We start from the raw sequence: 19,286 nt of genomic DNA on the forward strand, positions 1-19,286 counted from the left end.
CTTAATTAGGATTACGTTGACTTAACTGCCAACGTAAGTAAGCATCAATAAACGGATCTAAATCACCGTCCATTACTGATTTAACGTCACTCGTATGGTAATTAGTCCGGTGATCTTTAACTAGCGTATAAGGTTGAAAAACATACGATCTAATTTGAGATCCCCAACCAATTTCCTTTTGTTCGCCATCAATTTTGGCAGCTTTTTCACGTTTCTTTTCTTCTTCCAATTCATATAGCTTCGATTTCAGCATATTCATTGCTGTTTGCCGGTTTTGTAATTGTGATCGTTGAGCTTGACTAGAAACAACAATTCCAGTCGGTTCATGGGTAATTCTAACTGCAGATTCAGTTTTATTAACATGTTGTCCACCAGCACCACTGGAACGAAAGACATCAACCCTTAAATCAGCTGGATTAATATCAACTTTCACACTATTATCTAACTCTGGCATCACATCAACCGATGCAAACGATGTATGTCGCCGGTTAGCAGCATCAAACGGCGAAATTCTAACCAATCTGTGAATTCCCTTTTCAGATTTTAAATACCCAAAGGCATTTTTACCAACGACCATAAAAGAAACGGTATCAATCCCGGCAACTTCACCTTCTTGATAGTTCAAAGTTTCAACCTTGAAATGGTGTTGTTCTGCCCATCGAACGTACATTCGATAAAGCATTGATCCCCAATCATGCGATTCAGTTCCGCCAGCACCAGGATGAATTTCTAAAATTGCATTATGTGAATCATATTTACCATTCAATAGTAAACTTAACCGGTAATTTTTTAATTCATCTTCAGTATTTTGAAGTTCAGATTCAAAATGACTCATCATTTCTGAATCAGATTCATCTTCTAATAACTCAAAATTGACTTTTAAATCATCAAATAGATTAGTTAAACGTTTAAAATGATTATATTTAACCTTCATTTGATTAGTTTTAGAAATTACCGATTGGGCACTTTTTTGATCATTCCAAAAATCAGGATTAGCCATTTTGGCTTCATTCATTTTGATACTTTCATTTAACGCATCAAGGTCAAAGTGACCTCCTAAAACCATCAATGGCTTTTTTAATTTGGGTTAATTTTGCTTTTGCTTCACTTAATTCCATTATTTCCTCCTAAATCCAATGAACTTAAAAAGCGAAGAATAAATTCTCCGCCCCTTAAAAAACATAATATCAATTATCTTTCAATGTTTTGTCTAATTTCTGCTTTCATAAATAATTTTGTAACATCATAATCAATGTCAGCAATCATTTCTTCAAACATTTGATATCCCTCACGTTGATATTCAACCAATGGATTTAATTGTCCATATCCACGAAGGCCAATCGATTGTCTTAATTGGTCCATTGCATCAATATGATCAGTCCAATGTGAATCAACAACACGCAAAAGAACAACCTTTTCAAATTCTAACATTTGAGATGGTTCGTACAATGCTTTTTGTTTATCCTGATAATTTTGATCAACAAACTTCATCAAATAATCTTCAATTTCTTGACCGTTCTTGTTTTCTAAATCAGAAAGGCTGATATCATCTGGGCTAACTAATGCACCAACTGCGAAGTCTAAAACTGGTTGTAAATCCCATTTCTTAGGATCACCCTGGGTATGAAGACTAACAATTCGATGAATCGTTCGTTTAAAGATTGGCATCAATACCCATTTTAATGATTTATCTTCATCAATGACTTGGAAACGTTCATCATAAATGACTTCACGTTGTTGTCTCATAACATCATCATATCTCAAAACTTGTTTTCTAGAATCGTAGTTATTACCTTCAACCCGCTTTTGAGCCGATTCAACTTGTTTTGTAATCATACGACTTCTAATAACGGCATCATCACCGCTAACCTTCATTCGATCTAAGAATGATTTAATTCGGTCAGATCCAAAACGACGCATCAAATCATCTTCTAATGAAAGGTAGAATTGTGAAAAGCCAGGATCACCTTGTCGACCGGAACGGCCACGTAATTGATTATCAATTCGACGTGATTCGTGTCGTTCAGTCCCAATAACAGCTAAACCACCACGTTCCACAACACCGGGTCCTAATTTAATATCAGTCCCACGACCGGCCATATTTGTCGCAATGGTTACGGCACCCTTATGACCAGCATTGGTAATGATTGAAGCTTCTTTCGCATGATTCTTAGCATTCAAAACAACATGTGGAATATGTTCTTGATCTAAACGCTGTGAAAGGTATTCTGAAGTTTCAACCGCAACGGTTCCTAGTAAAATTGGTTGCCCCTTATGGTGTAGTTTTTTAACTTCATTAATAACGGCATCAAATTTACTCTTTAAAGTTGGGTATAAAACATCAGATTTATCGATTCGCATGACCGGTTTATTAGTTGGAATTGTAATAACTTCCATGTTATAAATTTCTCTAAATTCATCTGCTTCAGTTTTAGCAGTTCCAGTCATTCCGGCTAACTTACTATACATTCTAAATAGATTTTGGTAAGTAATGTTAGCCATGGTTTTACTTTCTTGTTGAATCTTAACGCCTTCTTTGGCTTCAATTGCTTGATGCAATCCGTCAGAGAAACGACGTCCCTTCATAATTCGACCGGTAAATGAATCAACAATCATAACCTGATTATCTTGGACAACATAATCCTTATCCCTCATCATAATAAAATTAGCTCTTAAAGCTTCATCCAAATGATGGGTTAAAGCAGTGTTATCAGTATCATAAAGGTTCTTTAAGTTAAAGTATTTTTCAGCTTTAGCAATTCCTTTGTCGGTTAATGAAACGGTTTTAGTTTCTAAATCAACTTTAAAATCAGTTTTCTTCTTTAGGGTTTTAGCAAAAGCATCAGTTTGTTGATACAACTTAGATGAACCAGAAGCCTGTCCTGAAATAATCAATGGGGTTCTAGCTTCATCAATTAAAATTGAATCAACTTCATCAATAATAGCAAAATTCAATGGACGTTGAACCCGATCACGTTTATAGACAACCATGTTATCCCTTAAGTAATCAAATCCAATTTCACCATTAGTAGAATAAGTAATATCTGCATTATAAGCATCACGTTTTTCTTCTGGTGACTCATCAGAAGAATTAACGCCAACAGACAAACCTAACCAGTGATATAGTTTACCCATTTGGGTAGCATCACGTTTAGATAGGTATTCATTAACGGTAATAACGTGCACACCCTTACCGGATAATGCATTTAAATAAACTGGCATTGTTGCAGTTAAAGTTTTTCCTTCACCAGTCTTCATTTCAGCAATATTACCTTCGTGGAGAACAATTCCACCCATAATTTGAACATGGAATGGAGTTAATCCAAGGACTCTTGTAGCTCCTTCCCTTGCAACAGCAAAGGCTTCAGGGAGTAAATCATCCAATGTTTCCCCATTTTGGTATCGCTTCTTCAATTCAGGGGTTTTAGCTTGTAATTGTTTATCACTTAAATTTCGATATTCTTGTGAATAAGATCCAACTCGATCAGCAAGTTGGCTTAATCGTTTGATATCGTGCTTATCACTTTCAACCCATTTTTTTAATAAATTAGGCATTAATTGATTCCCTTCTATAAAAAAATGTATTTGTTTTGTCTCTTATTACTCAATATACTCTTCTAATTTTAACATTTATAGTTGTTTTTTAAAATAAAAAGTTATTTATCACCTTGCAAATGTAAAACCGTTGACGCTTTGGGCTTTATACTTATAAATTAAACTGGCAGCTAAACGAATTGTCGTCCCAGTTGTATAAATATCATCAACTAAGATTATTTTTTTATTTTTAATTTTCGATTTAAATTGTTCTTTGACATAAAACGGCTGTTGCATTTTTAGGCGTTCGTGGCGGTTAAGATGAGATTGTGGTGTTTCTTTTTTCCGATCATTAGTGGCTAGTGCATCCATATATTCAATCCCGGATAATAATCCAATCACCTGATTAAATCCCCTCGTCTTCATTGTATCCGGAGTTATTGGAATGGGAACCACGACCACTTCTTTCATCTGAACTAATTGTAAACTAAATTCATTTTTAAAAACATTTCTTAAATGGTAATTTCCAGCAAATTTGTATTGATGCATAAAATCGCTCATTGCTTGGTTATATTGATAAAGACTACGGTTCTTAAATGACATTTTAGAATGTTTTGACCACTTTATGCAATCGTGACATTCATAATGATCAAAGGTACCGGAACGCCCACATTTTTTACATATTTGTTTAGGATTGATTTTTATAAATTGATTCAAACATTGATTACATACAATTGGTGGTACATAGGGTCGAAAGCTCAAAATAAAGGATAGCGTAACTGGCCTTTTAATATTATTTCCACATAATAAACAATTATGTTTAGTGATGTTCAATCAATTTTCCTCCCAAATAATTTAAATGTTTGATTTGTTTAATTGCAGCTGTGACGTTTTTAGAATTAGAATGGCATATAAAATCAACGTCACCAAATGGCCGATCAGAATTTCTACCAACCCTGCCCGCAATTTGAACCAAAGATGATGTTGAAAAAATTTCATCATCCGCACCCAAAATAATGACATCAATATTTGGAAAAGTAACCCCACGTTCTAAAATTGTCGTTGTAATTAGGAATTGAAATTGATGCTGACGCATCATTTGAACTTTTTCCAACCTTTTTTCATCGCTGGAATAAACGGTTGCAAATTTCTTAGGATCAATTAATTTTGAAATCAACTTAGACACCGGTTTTAAATCAGAAATATGTGGAACAAAAAGTAAGAAGCGTTGAGAAACTTTAATTTTATTTTTTAATAACGAAATCATCAAACGTGGCAATTGATGATGCTTAATTTTATTTCGCCACCTTGGCGCAATATGAAGAGTGATTTCTGGCAACAAATGGCCATGATATCTAATCGGCAAATAACTCATTGTCATCTGATGATGATGAATTAATCTTAACAATTCAGGATTCGGCGTAGCTGTTAAATATAATAATGCCGCTTGTTGTTTAATTGCATTACTGGCAGCATAATGCAATTGTTGATTATGAACAAACGGGAACGAATCAACCTCATCAATAATTAAAATATCAAAGGCATGGTAAAATCTAAGCAGTTGATGGGTTGTACAAATGGTCATTTGACAGTATTGATATGGCTTTTTCTGATGTCCATGGAGCAAAGTAATATCAATTCCTTTAAACGCCGCCTGCAGTCTTGGATAAAGTTCCATGCAAACATCAATTCTCGGCGAAGCAATTGCAATCCTCTTTTGATGTTTCAATCCCCAATTGATTCCATTAAATAACATTTCAGTTTTTCCAGCCCCGGTTACTGCCCATAATAAGTGATGTAAATTTTTCTTAAAAACTTTAATAACCTGTAATGAACATTTCAACTGTGGTTTAGTTAATTTTCCATCCCACGTCATTGGATCTTTTTGAAATGTGTTAAAATAATTAGGTTCTTTAATTGTCCATAACTGATTTAAGGTACTGATTCGTCCTAAGTTAATACATTTTGGACAATAAAAATTATGCAACGGCAATTCGGCAATTTGCTTTGGTGATTTCTGTCCACACCGTTTACAGATAATGAAATCATCCATAACCTTGATTGGCGAACGTTTTAAAATTAAATCCTGGTCTATTTGTTTAGAATCAATTAAATTCGCACTAATTTGGCGTCCATATAACTCGTTAGCTTTTTTAATCATCATTTTATTTCACCATCATTAAACTACGTCATTACAAAAATAAAATTTTACGGAGATGAAAATTTTGACCAAAAATTACTTAACAATTAAAACTAATGGTCAACATGAAATTGACATTAAAAAATCGAGATTCATTTGTTATGTCAAAAGAATTAAAGATGAAGATGATGCCAAAAAATTTATTGAAAAGATAAAAACAATCAATCGCAAGGCCACCCATAATTGCTTTGCCTACATGGTGGGTCGCGATGACCATATTCAAAGGGAGAGCGACAATGGTGAACCGTCGAGTACCGCTGGGATTCCAATCCTAAGGGTATTACAAATGAAGCATCTACATGATACCGTTGCAGTTGTCACAAGATACTTTGGTGGCATCAAACTGGGTGCTGGCGGTTTAATTCGTGCATACAGTAATGCCACTTCTAAAACGATTGACCAAATTGGAATCGTGAAGCGGGTTTTACAAACCCAGATTAGTATCAATGTTGATTATAGTTTAGGTGAAAAATTAAAATATCATTTAGAGCAGGAACGAGTCAACATTTTAAACATTAAATACACAAGCAAAATGACAATTATCGTTGCAATTGATACGCCACAGATCAAGCCATTTCAAGAAAAAATAATCAACCTGTTGAACGACCGGGTTGAATTTAAAATAGGTCAAAAACAATACCTTGAAGTTGATTATCATCCCAATCAAAAATAAGATTATAAAAGGCCAGTAGCTACTATTGCTACTGACCTTTTTAGTTAATGATTACTTCGACTGGTATTATTTTTAACAATCTTTTTAATAAAATTCAATAGTGGTTGACGATTTTTACCAATTAATCCAATTGATTCAACAAATAGTTCTAAACCAAGTAGTGATGCAACTAATAATAAAATGGAGCCCCAAACATTAGAAATTGGGTATAGTAATGAAATAAATGAAAAAATCAATGCAATTCCATATATTACAAGCACCGCCTGACGATGGGTTAAACCAATTTGCATTAATCGATGGTGTAAATGACGCTTATCAGCATGGGAAATTGGTTGACGATTCAATAACCTTCTGATAATCGCATAGACTGTATCAGTAATCGGAACCCCAAGAATAAAGACTGGAATAATAACTGTGACAAATGTTGCATTTTTTAGACCGTTTAACGAAAATACAGAAATCATAAAACCGATAAACAATGAACCGGTATCACCTAAATAAATCCTTGCTGGAAAGAAATTATATGGTAAGAAGCCAATTTCAGCAGCTACCAAGGAAAAAATCATCAATGAAATATATGTATTCCCAATATTCAAGAAAAACATTCCGGTAATTCCCATTGTCGTTAGTGCAATAATTGAAACACCCGTTGCTAAACCATCTAATCCATCGATTAAATTAACCGCATTTGTGATTGCTAAAATCCAAATCCAGGTAATTGGCAAACTAAGCCATCCCAAATGAAACATTCCTAAAAACGGAATCGTAATTGTGGTCATCTGGACATTTCCAAAAAAGTATACCATTAGTGCACCAAGTGAAATTCCAAACACTTTTTGATGTGGTTTTAAGACAAAAATATCATCAATGACACCGGTTCCAATAATACAAATCTCACCTGCAAAAATGCCAAACAATTGTTGGGTTGGCATTTGATTCCGCATCATTACCATAGTAGCAAGGGTATAAGAAATAAAAATTGCTAACCCACCCAATGTCGGCATTGGAATCTTATTCATCCTACGTTTATTAGGATCATCTAAAGCCCCAACTTTAAAAGCTAATTTTCTAACAAAGGGGGTTAGAAGCGCCGAAATAATCATTGTTGCAAATAAACAAACGATGATTCTCAATTTCAACATTAATATTCCTTTCTTAATCATTTCTTAATCGCTTAAATTTAATTATACAAACACTTGAAGATAATAACAAGCACACAATTGATGTTTAATCAAAAAGTAAAAAATGAGCCTACCAAATATTGGTAAGCCCATTTTAAATTTTTACTTGTTAAATAATTACATCATGCCGCCCATTCCGGCTTGACCAGGATTAGGGGTATTATTATTACTATTATTATCTGGTTTATCAGCAACAACAGCTTCAGTTGTTAATAACAATGCAGAAATTGATGCAGCATTTTGAATTGCTGAACGACTAACTTTAGTTGGGTCAACAACCCCTGCTTTAATCATATCTTCAAATTTACCAGTTGCAGCATTGTATCCAATGCCTGGTTTTTGATCCTTTAATTTTTCAATTACAACGGAACCATCAACACCAGCATTATAAGCAATTTGTCTTAATGGTGATTCTAAAGCTTCTCTAACGATTTTAACACCGGTTGCTTCATCACCAGTGACTTTGATGTCATCAAAATCATTCAAGATGTTAATAAATGCAGTTCCACCGCCAGGGACAAATCCTTCTTGAATGGCAGCACGAGTGGCATTCAAAGCATCTTCAATTCTATATTTACGTTCTTTTAATTCAGTTTCAGTAGCGGCACCGACTCTAATAACGGCAACTCCACCGGCTAATTTAGCTAAACGTTCTCTTAATTTATCATGATCAAAACTTGATGTTGTATTAGCCATTCTGTTCTTAATTTCAGTAACACGGTCATTAATCTTACCCTTGTCACCAGCGCCTTGAACAATGGTAGTATTATCCTTTGTAACGTTAATTTTATTAGCTTGACCTAATTGATCAACCTTAACATCTTTTAAGTTCAAACCTAAATCGTTACTTACAAAAGTAGCACCAGTCATAGTTGCAATGTCTTGTAATTGAGCTTTACGACGATCACCAAAACCAGGAGCTTTAACGGCAACAACATTAAAGGTTCCACGCATTTTGTTCAAGACTAATGTTGGTAGTGCTTCACCACCAATGTCATCAGCAATGATTAATAATGAACGGCCTTGTTGAACAACTGCTTGTAATAATGGTAAGATTTCTTGAATATTATTGATCTTCTTATCTGTAACTAAGACGTATGGATTATCTAAGTTAGCTTCCATCTTATCATTATCAGTAACCATATATTGTGACATGTAGCCACGGTCAAATTGCATTCCTTCAACAACATCTAAGCTGGTTTCGACTCCACGGGAATCTTCAATGGTAATGACACCATCGTTACCAACTTTTTCCATTGCATCAGCAATTAAATTACCAATCTTTTTGTTTGATGAAGAAATTGATGCAATTTGTGCAATATCGTTCTTATCCTTAACGTCATGAGACATTTTGTGTAAATTCTTAACAACTTGTGCAGTTGCCTTTTCAATTCCACGACGAATACCAACTGGATTAGCACCAGCTGCAACGTTTTTCATTCCCGCATTAATAATTGCTTGAGTTAAAACAGTTGCAGTAGTAGTACCATCACCAGCAACATCATTAGTCTTAGAAGCAACTTCTGAAACTAATTTTGCACCCATATTTTCAAATTGATTTGGTAAATCAATTGATTTTGCAATGGTAACACCATCATTAGTAATATCTGGGGTTCCACTTGTTTGTTCTAAAACGACGTGTCGACCCTTAGGTCCCAATGTTGTTTTAACGGTGTCAGCTAATTTATTAACACCACGAAGCATTGATCTTCTTGCATCTTCAGAAAACTTAATTTGTTTAGCCATTATTTTTCACCTCATTAATGATTAAATTAATCAACGATTGCAACTAAATCTTTATCATGTAAAACTAAATAAGATTTGCCATCGTACTTTACAGATGTACCAGCATACTTATCGAATAAGACTTTGTCACCCTTTTTAACAGATGGTTCCAATGTCTTTCCGTTATCTAAAGTTCTGCCAGCTCCAACGGCGACAACTGTACCAGTTTGTGGCTTTTCTTTAGCATTATTAGCTAAAACAATACCACCAATGGTTTTATTCTCTTCTTCTTGTCTTTCAATGACAACACGATCACCCAATGGTTTTAACATCTATATTCCCTCCAATGAAACATTAATTTAATTCTATTAATATAACTTTTAATGAATCGATTATGAAACAACCGACCTTTATCTTTATACTTTTTAGCACTTAGCAACATCAAGTGCTAATTACACTATTAAATATATTATTTTTAGGTATTAATTGCAAGTACTTTGTTTCACATTATTTCATATCAAATTTTAAATATGATAAAATTATTAAGGTTATAATAATTCAGGAAGGGAGGTGTTTAAATGAATATTTTACAAATTAAAAACGTGACAAAACGGTTTGAGGGAAAAGATTTATTTTCACAAATTAACATGGATATTCCAGAAAAAGGACGAATTGGCCTAGTAGGAAGGAATGGTGTTGGTAAATCAACTTTGATCAAAATGATTGTGGGTCAAGAAAATATTGATGAAGGCGAAATTATAAAGAACCATCACTTAACAATTGGCTATCTTGCTCAAAATAATGCTTTAGATTCTAAAAATACCATTTGGGGTGAAATGTTAACGGTTTTCAAATCACTAAGGGATTTAGAAAATCAAATGCATCGTTTGGAAAATCAAATGAGTGAACAAAATGTTATTGAGCATCCAGCTCAATTAAAGCAAGTTACCCATACATATGATCAAGTTCAATTAAAATTTAATCGCCTTAACGGTTATGGCTATAAAGCTGAAATTCGAACGGTGCTTGCTGGATTTAATTTTCATCCAAAAGATTATGATAAGAGGATCAATGAGCTTTCTGGTGGACAACAAACCCAATTGGCATTGGCTAAGCTATTACTTGAAAAACGAGATCTATTAATTTTGGACGAACCAACCAACCATTTGGATGTCAAAACCATCACATGGTTAGAAAATTATATTCAAGGATATCCGGGTGCCCTTTTAATTGTTTCACATGACCGTTACTTTATGGATAAGATCGTCAACCACGTTTATGATTTAGAACACAAAACCATTACTAGCTATCATGGTAATTATTCAGATTTTGTAAAAGAAAAGAAGAAACGCTACTATCAACAATTAAAGGCATACCAAAAGCAGCAGGGTCAAATCAAGAAGGAAAAAGAATTCATTAAAAAGAATATCTCAAGAGCTTCGACGACCAAACGTGCTCAGGCAAGAAGAAAGCAATTGGCTAAAATTAAAAAAATTGAAAAGCCGTTAAACAATAATAAAGTTGCCCAATTCCGGTTCACGCCCAAGAGAAAAAGCGGCAACGTAATTTTAAATCTTCACAACCTAGCAATTGGATATGATCATAACGTCATTTCAAGTCCAATTAATTTAGATGTTAAAAGGCATCAAGAAATTGCGGTAATTGGTCCCAACGGAATTGGTAAATCAACTCTTCTAAAAACAATTTTAGGTCAAATCCCTAAAATTAACGGTAGTATTCATTTTGGTACCGGAATTGATATTGGCTATTATGATCAACACCAGGAAATTCTTCATAATAACAAGACCGTCTTGAATGAACTTTGGGACGATCACCCGACTACCCCTGAAGGTGAAATCAGATCAGTCCTCGGCAGTTTCTTGTTTTCAGGCGAAGAAGTTAAAAAAATGGTTCACGATTTATCTGGTGGTGAAAAAGCACGCCTTTTATTAACTAAATTAGCCATGCAACATGATAATTTCTTATTACTGGATGAGCCAACTAATCATTTAGATATCGATAGCAGGGAAATTTTAGAAAAAGCATTAAGAAATTTTGATGGAACCATTCTTTTCATTTCACATGATCGTTATTTCATCAATCAAATTGCAACGGAAGTTGTTAAAATTAATCAAAATGGTTCTAAATTATATTTAGGAAATTATGATTATTATATTGATAAAAAAGCAGAAGAAGATGCAATTAAGCAACAAAAACTAGCTGAAATTGCGGGTCAGCATCCTGAAAAGCTTAAATCTAATGCTAACAATTCATCCGGAAAGAAAAATTACTTAAAGGAAAAGGAACTTCAAAAGCAAAAACGAAAATTATCAAGAACCGTTAAAAAATTAGAAAAACAATTAGATCAATTGGAAAATGAAAAGCAGCAAATTGAAGAAAAAATGACTGAACCAGAAGTCTTTAATGATTTAAAGAAATCGCAGAATTTTCAAAAGCAATTAGATCAAATTAATAATCGTTCTAAAAAGACTGCAGATGAATGGGAACAGGATAGTCTTAAACTTGAGCAATTATAAAAGCCCTAATCAGATTAAATCTGATTAGAGCTTTTTTTATTTTATAAATAACATTATTATTTTGCTTCGTTTGGTAACCAATCAAATTCTAGTCCTGGATCAGCATTTAATGAAGCATCAGCTTTGATGCCTTCCTTATAGAAAATATAACCAGCTGCACCAATCATTGCAGCATTATCGCCACACAATTTTAACGGTGCTTTAATTAGTTCAGTTCCGCTCAATTGATCAACCTGTTTTTCTAACCGGCTTCTTAATCCATGGTTAGCGGCAACCCCACCCGCTAAAATCAATTGTTTAACTGGATGTTTTTTAAGAGCACGCATTGTTTTATCAACTAAAACATCAATTACAGCATCTTGAAAACTAGTTGCTAAATCATCATGATTTAATTTTTTATGAACTTGATGGGCATGGTGAACTGTATTAATAAATGCACTTTTTAAACCACTAAAACTAAAATCATAATTATCATCATTATCCATTGCACGGGGAAAATGAAATGTATCATGTCCCTTTGCTGCCATTTTATCAACATCGGGGCCAGCCGGATAATTAATTCCTAGGACCCGACCAATTTTATCGTAAGCTTCACCAGCAGCATCATCACGGGTTTCCCCCATAATTTTAAATTCGCCCTCTTTGGGCATCCATACTAATTCAGTATGCCCACCGGAAACGACTAATGCTAATGCTGGAAAAACAATTGGTTTAATAAAACGAGCGGCGTAAATATGACCAGCTAAATGATTAACCGGGATGAGTGGTAAATGATGAGCCCACGCCACTGTTTTAGCTGCTGTAACACCAATTAACAATGCACCTACTAATCCTGGACCATATGTAACTGCAACGGCATCTAAATCGTCATATGTAACGTTAGCCTGTTTCATTGCATCACGAATACAGAAAGTAATTTCTTCAATATGATGACGACTAGCAACTTCTGGAACCACACCGCCAAAACGCTGATGACTTTTTATTTGAGTAGCAACAACGTTAGATAAAATTTTATTACCATTTTTAATGATGGCAACACTAGTTTCATCACAGCTAGATTCAAATGACATAATTAAATTTTGTTTCAAAACTTTCCCTTCATTTCTTTAACATTATCAACAATTAAGCTTCAAACGAATCAACACTTTTATCCATTTTAGTAATATTCATTGACATATTTAAAGCATCTTCATGATCACTATAATAATAGTGTTTCTTAATTGAAACCGAATAAAATCCAAGATCTTCATATAATTTTTGGGCTTTTTTATTACTAATTCTTACTTCTAAGGTAACCCGCTTAAAATTCATCTGGCGTGCCTTAGTAATTAAATTATTCATTAAGAAATAACCAAGCCCATGATTTTGAAATTCTGGAATAACAACTAAATTAGTAATATGGCATTCATGTTTTCGATCATAAAAAGCCCCACCAATAAAGGCAACGAGCCTATCATGATTTCTAATTACTAAATACAATCGATCACGTTCATCACGGCTAAATTCATCTTCAAAAGCCTTTGAATTCCATATATCAGCACGGTTGTAAATTTGTTTTTCAGCGTCTACGATATCCGGAATATCGGCGACCATTGCTTTGGCTACAAAATAATTTTCATTTTTAATTTGAACAACGTGATCCTTAAACTGAAGTTGCTCACGCCTCAATGTTTTTTTATGGTCAAAAAAGATATGGTACCACGTTCTAAATTTTTGCAGTATATTCATTAACATAAGATTGATCATCCTTATTTGCGGCCTTAGGATGCTGTTGTTTCCAATCAAACTCAGCTTTTGTCAAGCGAAGATAGTTTGGCACAAACTTATTAACATCCGAAACCGGTGTTTTATTTTCACCAAATAAACCTAAATTAGCAGCTTGGGGAAGATTATTAATTCCCTTCGATACAATTAAATGATCAGAAAAAACATGTTTTAAATTTGATTTAAAATGATCAGCATTCCCAACTACATATAAAAATTGATTTTTATACTTAGATAATTTTTCAGTCCAGTCATCGATTGAAACGTGTTGATCCGGAATAATCGACTGGGGGATTCCATTCTTAATTTGATATAAGCCGGTAAATAAATTTTGGTTTCGCGCATCAAAAATCGGGTTAACCAGTGCCCCCTCGTTTTGAACGTTTAATGCTAAATCTAATAAACTAGATACTCCGACTAAATCAATATGTAATGTAAAAGCAAGCGTTTTTGCGGTCGTGACCGCAATTCTCAATCCGGTAAATGAACCCGGACCATCTGCAACAACAACCCGATCTAAATCTTGAGGAGTCAAGCTAGATTTTTTAAACATGTCTTGAATGATCGGTAATAAATACCTTGCGTGCTTTCTGTGAGCGGTCATTGTCGTTGTAAACAAAATTTTTTGATCGTCTAATAATGCAACGGATAGGGGTTGATTAGACGAATCAATTGCTAATACTTTCATTTTTATTGCTCCTTACTAATTCTTTTTCCAGACACAATTAGCTACTACTGCTAAATAATCATTAGAAATAATTTCGTGACGGGTTTTTGCCTTCGTCTGATTCAAATTTTTAATTGATACTTTACTCTCCACATTCTGTCCATACCTAACTTCATTCTTAAATCTTAAATCAATATGGGTTGGATTATAAGCACTTAAAAATGACGCTGGCAATGAATCAACAATCCAGTTTAAATAGTGTGAATTATTAACATGACCATTCATATCAATATCATTATATCTAACATGGTAATCCTTTTGATAAAATTTATCAGCATCATCATTAATTCGTTTAGGACGTTTCAAATGTGGAATTTCATCAACATGTCTAAATCCATAAGCTTCAACCAAGGGTTTCGGAATCAAAACCATTTTTCTTGTTTTTAGATTCATTGTGACCCAGTTACTAGAAATATGAACGTAGCTATTGCCATTTAAATCGTTAATCCAAAATTCCCTAGAAGCAAAGAATTTATTATAAGAAGATGCTCTGGTTTTAAGGACTACGTTTTCATCAGTTCTAGGTAATTTATTAATATCGATGGAATACTGAATCACAACCCAACTCGCATTTAAATCATCCCGTACCTTATTGCTAGCTAAAAGAGCGTTGTTTTGATCTTCGGATGCTAAAATTGCCATATTAATAATCATTGCTAGAGTAGCCTTGTTTTGACCATTGGTTTCATAATATGTAACACGATGCTTTTCACTGAATTCGATTTTAGATTGTTCCATCAGCCAAATACTCCTTATTTTTTAATATGGTGGTATAAATTATAAACTTCTTGTTTTTTCATATTGTGCATTTTAGCAATTTTTTTAATTGCAGGATTGGGTTTATCGCCCTGCTTTATATAATAATTGATTTGTTCATTAATTGAAAGATTAGCTAATTTCTTGGTTGCATCACTTTCATGATTTAAGTGATGATTACCTTCGACAATAATAACAAATTCACCAAGAATTGGCTTACTATCAATATAATCTAATAATTCAGTTAACGTCCCACGATCAAATTCTTCAAAGCGTTTTGTTAATTCCCTGCAAATTGCTGCTTTTCGATTTTTACCTAAAATCTTAACCATATTTTTTAAAGTCTTTTTTAATCGATGGGGTGCTTCATAAATAATGAATGTTTCAACGCGTTGATTAAGTTTCTTTAATTCTTCAAGTTGTTCTTTATTTTGACGATTTAAAAAGCCATAAAAATAAAATGGTTGGGGTGATAATCCAGAAGCAATCAAACTAGTCATTCCAGCAGTTGGACCTGGCAATGGAATCACCGAAATATCTGCTTTAATACTTGCAACAACTAGTTCATGACCAGGGTCGCTGATTGATGGCATTCCAGCATCACTTAACTGTGCCATATTAACTCCCTGTCGTAATTTTTGAACTAATTCAGGAACCCGTTCATCTTTATTATGTTCATGTAAACTAATTTCTTTCGTATCAATTTGAAAATGATTTAGTAACATTTTTGTATGCCGGGTATCTTCAGCGGCAATTAAATCGACATACTTTAAAACTTTAACCGAACGAAAACTCATATCATCTAAATTGCCAATGGGTGTTGGAACTAAATATAAAACACCATTGGATTGGTTTTTTGCAAAACTATGTTGAACTTTCAAATCTATCTCCTATTTCTATAAATTAATTCAGTACAAAAAATACAGTTTTGGCCTTCATCACGATGTTGACCAAAAAATTCAGTACAAACATGAAAACCTTCATTATATAATTTTTCTAAATTCTTTCTTGATTTAGATAAACGAGAGGAAGACTGTGCAATCTCTTCTCCATCATCATTTTTAGGATTTTCTAACTGATTCTGATTATTTTTCAAAAGTTCTCTTAAGTGTTGATTTTCAATCTTTAACTCAGTATTTTGTTCTAAAACATCAGTCATACCCTTTCTTAATTCAGAGCACTTCTCTAACATTAATTGGGTTTGTGCTTCCATACTTTTGAAGCCTTCATATAATTCACGTTGATCCAAAATGACTTCACCTTCAATAATTTAACTTATCCATAATTTGTAAAGTAATTGATTCTAGAATATTTTCGAATTGAACATTAATTGATAACAAACGATTACTTTCTAAAATAATTTCAATAATCTTAATCAACTGTTGTTCGGAAATATGATTAGCTACTTTTTCAAGAATACCAGACATTTGTGGAAATTTTAAATTTTCAGAACCACTTGGAACATACTTCGTTTGTAAAACATCCCGCCAAATTTGAATCATCATATTAACGGCCATTCGCTTCTGACTTGGCGTTTTAACTAATGGTAAAATGTCAGAACTAACGGCAATAAATGACTCACTATTTTTCCTAGCAATTAATTGAAACCACCGGATGATTGATTTTTTCAATTGATTAAACCAATCGTCTTGAAACCATTGCTTGGCTACTTTAGCACTATTGGTCATGGTACCAATTAAATTAAAATCGGTGGATGAAACCCCAGATGATTTCAATTCTTGATTAAACACGTGCTGTGGCAACGATTTAAAATTAACTACCTGAGTTCTAGAAATAATGGTTGGTAGAATTCGATTCTTATGTGAAGTTAAAAGAAACGAAATAATGTTACCCGTTGGCTCTTCGATAAATTTTAATAAACTATTAGCGGCATTTGTTGACATTTTTTCAGCCTGGTCAATAATAAAAATTTTTTGGTTTCCTTCAACTGCACTTTTAGAAAATTCAGATTTTAGAAACCGGACCTGATCAACTTTAATGCTCCGTCCATCAGGTTTGATAAATACAATGTCCGGATGTTCTAAACGTGAAATTCTTATGCATTCATTGCACTTGCCACATGGAAAATTATTTTGAACGTTGGTGCAAAATAAACGCATGGTAATTGATAATGCAACTGATAGTTTACCTGAACCAGATTCACCGTTAAATATATATGAATGGGTCAAATCATTTCTTTTTATGACATTCATAAAATGTTTCAAAATATTAGGTTGTTTGAATTCTGCTTCCTTGATTGGATTAGTATTTTGCATTGCTACCTCGTTTAGAAATGATAAAGTTTATCCATTGGTAAGATCATAATTGTCGCTCCACCAACTTGAACCCTAACCGGGAATGATGATTCATTATCACCACTATCAAGATTTACTGGCGGAGTCATAAATTTTTTTCTAGTTTTAGAAATACTCTTAATTAAATCAAGGACCTCAGGGACCCGCTTATCTTCAATTCCCATCATATAAGTAGTGTTACCTGATTTTAAGAAACCACCAGTTGTTGATAATTTAGTTGCATAAATTTGTTTTTTGATAAAAGAAGATTGGAGTTTACTTGCATCTTTATTTTGAACAACTGCAATAATTAATTTCATGAAAATCGCCCCTTAAAAATAATCACTTGCTTCATTTTTTAATAATTTTAAAACATCTTGGACAACTTTGTCTATTGGTTGGCTAGCATCAATTGACTTAATTCGATCAGAATGATGACTTAATAGCTCTTGATATGCATCATGAACCCGCTTATGAAAAGACAATTTTTCCCGATCCAGACGGTCGATATCATTTTGCCGATGCTTCTTAATTCGTTCAATCCCTAATTGAAACGGAACGTTTAAATATATCGTTACATCTGGTTCTAATCCATCGGTTGCAAATTGGTTAACATCAAAAATCTTTTTGGTCCCGATTTCTCTACCGCCGCCCTGGTAAGCAATTGAACTATCTAAAAAACGATCACATAATACTAATTTACCATGCTTTAAAGCTGGTAAAATGGTTTGAACAACATTTTGCCTTCTAGCAGCAGCATACAGTAATGCTTCAGTCTTTGAATCCATGGCAGTATTTTTAGGATTTAAAATCACATCCCGGATTTCCTCTGCAATTGGATTTCCACCTGGTTCTCTGCTAATCACCAATTTATCCTTCATAATTGGTTGAATAATTTTTAAAATTTTAGATAGAACGGTTGTTTTTCCGGCACCATCTGAACCTTCAATGGTAATGAATTTACCACTCATCAAAAAATCCCCTTTAAACATTAAAGGGCACCTCAATCTATTTTTAGATAGGGCACCCTCAAATTAATAATCAATTACTGATGGTTGGATTTGATTATTATGGACATTTCTAATTCTTGCTTCTTGATAAAGAAACAGGTATTTTTGTTTAGCCAATTCAACCTCAGCAATTGTTTCATCGTCAACTTCATAGATGGCCTTTGCAGTTTCACTTGCATGATTCCAATTTAATTTTGCTGCATTAATCGAATCCAATAAAAATTGATCATATTTAGTTTTTAATTGATTATTTCTATTCTTGCCAAACAAAGCATCACCTTCTACATCTGAGTTCTTCCTTTAATGGCACGGTATAAAGTCATATTATCAGCATATTCAATATCACTACCAACGGATAAACCATGGGCTAAACGGGTTACCTTAATTCCGGCTGGTTTAATGAGTTTAGAAAGATACATTGCAGTTGCTTCCCCTTCAGGAGTCGCATTAGTTGCAATAATTACTTCGTTAACTGATTCATTTTTCTGAAGTCGCTTAATTAATGACTTAATATTTAATTCTTCAGGCCCTTTCCCTTCAATTGGTGATAAAACACCGTGTAAAACGTGGTAAAGACCCTTATAATTCTTCATTTGCTCCATTACCATGACATCTTTAGATTGTTCAACAACTAAAATTTTCGATCGATCACGATTAGGATCACGACATATCTCACACGGATCTTCCTCCGTTAAATTACCACAAATTGAACAAAATTTGAGTTTATCCTTGGTTGAAACCAAAGCATCAGCAAAATTCTTAACGTCGTCTTTATTCATTCCAACCGTAAAATAAGCTAAACGAATTGCGGTCTTATGTCCAATTCCAGGTAATCGCATATAACTATCGATCAATTTGGCAAGTGGTTCTGGATATTGCATTTAT

At 33.6% G+C, this 19,286-nt stretch carries 20 protein-coding genes; 2 read left to right on the forward strand and 18 right to left on the reverse strand.

Translation table 11 applies throughout. The annotated features are described in order from the left end of the window. Position 1: 1 nt before the first annotated feature. The 4 genes from prfB to WR164_RS05885 all read right to left on the reverse strand — a co-directional run bounded on the left by prfB (position 2) and on the right by WR164_RS05885 (position 5,695). Positions 2–1,118 (reverse strand): peptide chain release factor 2 gene (gene prfB / locus WR164_RS05870; protein ID WP_286136602.1). Its coding sequence is split into 2 segments (ribosomal slippage): positions 2–1,057 and positions 1,059–1,118, totalling 1,116 coding nucleotides; the frame shifts between segments, so codons are not numbered across the junction. A 73-nt stretch (positions 1,119–1,191) separates the two neighbouring features. After that, entirely contained in the window at positions 1,192–3,555 is a 2,364-nt protein-coding gene (secA, locus tag WR164_RS05875) for a preprotein translocase subunit SecA (protein ID WP_286136603.1), read from the reverse strand. 108 nt (positions 3,556–3,663) lie between these two features. Next, a complete protein-coding gene (locus WR164_RS05880; protein WP_286136604.1) occupies positions 3,664–4,368 on the reverse strand; it encodes a ComF family protein in 705 nt (234 codons plus the stop codon). Continuing rightward, the gene (locus tag WR164_RS05885) at positions 4,355–5,695 is read right to left on the reverse strand and encodes an ATP-dependent helicase ComFA (RefSeq protein ID WP_286136915.1); all 1,341 of its coding nucleotides are present in this window, start codon (positions 5,693–5,695) and stop codon (positions 4,355–4,357) included. Before WR164_RS05885 ends, WR164_RS05880 begins: the two co-directional genes overlap by 14 nt. 64 nt (positions 5,696–5,759) lie before the next feature. Here WR164_RS05885 and WR164_RS05890 point away from each other — a divergent pair, with 64 nt between their 5' ends. After that, positions 5,760–6,407 carry a YigZ family protein gene (locus WR164_RS05890; RefSeq protein ID WP_286136605.1) on the forward strand — a complete coding sequence of 216 codons (648 nt, stop codon included), beginning with the start codon at positions 5,760–5,762 and terminating at the stop codon, positions 6,405–6,407. A gap of 44 nt (positions 6,408–6,451) precedes the next feature. Here the strand turns inward: WR164_RS05890 and WR164_RS05895 are convergent, their stop codons facing one another. The 3 genes from WR164_RS05895 to groES all read right to left on the reverse strand — a co-directional run bounded on the left by WR164_RS05895 (position 6,452) and on the right by groES (position 9,645). Continuing rightward, positions 6,452–7,549: a glycosyltransferase family 4 protein gene (locus tag WR164_RS05895; RefSeq protein ID WP_286136606.1), complete on the reverse strand. Its 1,098-nt coding sequence runs from the start codon at positions 7,547–7,549 to the stop codon at positions 6,452–6,454. Positions 7,550–7,705: 156 nt separating this feature from the next. After that, complete coding sequence (groL, locus tag WR164_RS05900) at positions 7,706–9,334, reverse strand: chaperonin GroEL (protein WP_286136607.1); 1,629 nt, start codon at positions 9,332–9,334, stop codon at positions 7,706–7,708. 26 nt (positions 9,335–9,360) lie between these two features. Further along, on the reverse strand, positions 9,361–9,645 hold the full coding sequence (gene groES, locus WR164_RS05905) for a co-chaperone GroES (RefSeq protein WP_286136608.1): 285 nt from the start codon (positions 9,643–9,645) through the stop codon (positions 9,361–9,363). 246 nt (positions 9,646–9,891) lie between these two features. On the opposite strand from groES, the gene WR164_RS05910 reads away from it, so the two are divergent. Then, entirely contained in the window at positions 9,892–11,850 is a 1,959-nt protein-coding gene (locus WR164_RS05910; protein ID WP_286136609.1) for an ATP-binding cassette domain-containing protein, read from the forward strand. A gap of 56 nt (positions 11,851–11,906) precedes the next feature. Here WR164_RS05910 and tsaD read toward each other — a convergent pair whose 3' ends face one another. From tsaD to recR, 11 genes are all read right to left on the reverse strand, one after another. Further along, on the reverse strand, positions 11,907–12,920 hold the full coding sequence (gene tsaD / locus WR164_RS05915; RefSeq protein ID WP_286136916.1) for a tRNA (adenosine(37)-N6)-threonylcarbamoyltransferase complex transferase subunit TsaD: 1,014 nt from the start codon (positions 12,918–12,920) through the stop codon (positions 11,907–11,909). A 52-nt stretch (positions 12,921–12,972) separates the two neighbouring features. Beyond that, entirely contained in the window at positions 12,973–13,584 is a 612-nt protein-coding gene (gene rimI, locus WR164_RS05920; RefSeq protein WP_286136610.1) for a ribosomal protein S18-alanine N-acetyltransferase, read from the reverse strand. Continuing rightward, positions 13,556–14,302: a tRNA (adenosine(37)-N6)-threonylcarbamoyltransferase complex dimerization subunit type 1 TsaB gene (tsaB, locus tag WR164_RS05925; RefSeq protein WP_286136611.1), complete on the reverse strand. Its 747-nt coding sequence runs from the start codon at positions 14,300–14,302 to the stop codon at positions 13,556–13,558. The genes rimI and tsaB overlap by 29 nt, the downstream gene beginning before the upstream one ends. Before the next feature lie 15 nt (positions 14,303–14,317). Further along, positions 14,318–15,079, reverse strand: a complete 762-nt coding sequence (locus tag WR164_RS05930; RefSeq protein ID WP_286136612.1) for an acyl-[acyl-carrier-protein] thioesterase — start codon at positions 15,077–15,079, stop codon at positions 14,318–14,320. Between the two features lie 14 nt (positions 15,080–15,093). Beyond that, on the reverse strand, positions 15,094–15,984 hold the full coding sequence (gene rsmI / locus WR164_RS05935) for a 16S rRNA (cytidine(1402)-2'-O)-methyltransferase (RefSeq protein ID WP_373876920.1): 891 nt from the start codon (positions 15,982–15,984) through the stop codon (positions 15,094–15,096). Then, the gene (locus WR164_RS05940) at positions 15,981–16,346 is read right to left on the reverse strand and encodes a DNA replication initiation control protein YabA (protein WP_286136614.1); all 366 of its coding nucleotides are present in this window, start codon (positions 16,344–16,346) and stop codon (positions 15,981–15,983) included. Before WR164_RS05940 ends, rsmI begins: the two co-directional genes overlap by 4 nt. A gap of 13 nt (positions 16,347–16,359) precedes the next feature. Continuing rightward, positions 16,360–17,373, reverse strand: coding sequence for a DNA polymerase III subunit delta' (holB, locus tag WR164_RS05945; RefSeq protein WP_286136615.1), 1,014 nt, complete (start codon positions 17,371–17,373; stop codon positions 16,360–16,362). Between the two features lie 11 nt (positions 17,374–17,384). After that, positions 17,385–17,711 carry a cyclic di-AMP receptor DarA gene (gene darA / locus WR164_RS05950; RefSeq protein WP_286136617.1) on the reverse strand — a complete coding sequence of 109 codons (327 nt, stop codon included), beginning with the start codon at positions 17,709–17,711 and terminating at the stop codon, positions 17,385–17,387. 12 nt (positions 17,712–17,723) lie between these two features. Then, complete coding sequence (gene tmk / locus WR164_RS05955; protein ID WP_286136618.1) at positions 17,724–18,362, reverse strand: dTMP kinase; 639 nt, start codon at positions 18,360–18,362, stop codon at positions 17,724–17,726. Positions 18,363–18,425: 63 nt separating this feature from the next. Continuing rightward, positions 18,426–18,671, reverse strand: coding sequence for a YaaL family protein (locus WR164_RS05960; protein WP_286136619.1), 246 nt, complete (start codon positions 18,669–18,671; stop codon positions 18,426–18,428). A gap of 11 nt (positions 18,672–18,682) precedes the next feature. Then, complete coding sequence (gene recR / locus WR164_RS05965) at positions 18,683–19,282, reverse strand: recombination mediator RecR (protein WP_286136620.1); 600 nt, start codon at positions 19,280–19,282, stop codon at positions 18,683–18,685. Positions 19,283–19,286 lie beyond the last annotated feature (4 nt).

The sequence above is a fragment of the Philodulcilactobacillus myokonensis genome, assembly GCF_027923585.1.
Taxonomy (GTDB): domain Bacteria; phylum Bacillota; class Bacilli; order Lactobacillales; family Lactobacillaceae; genus Philodulcilactobacillus; species Philodulcilactobacillus myokonensis.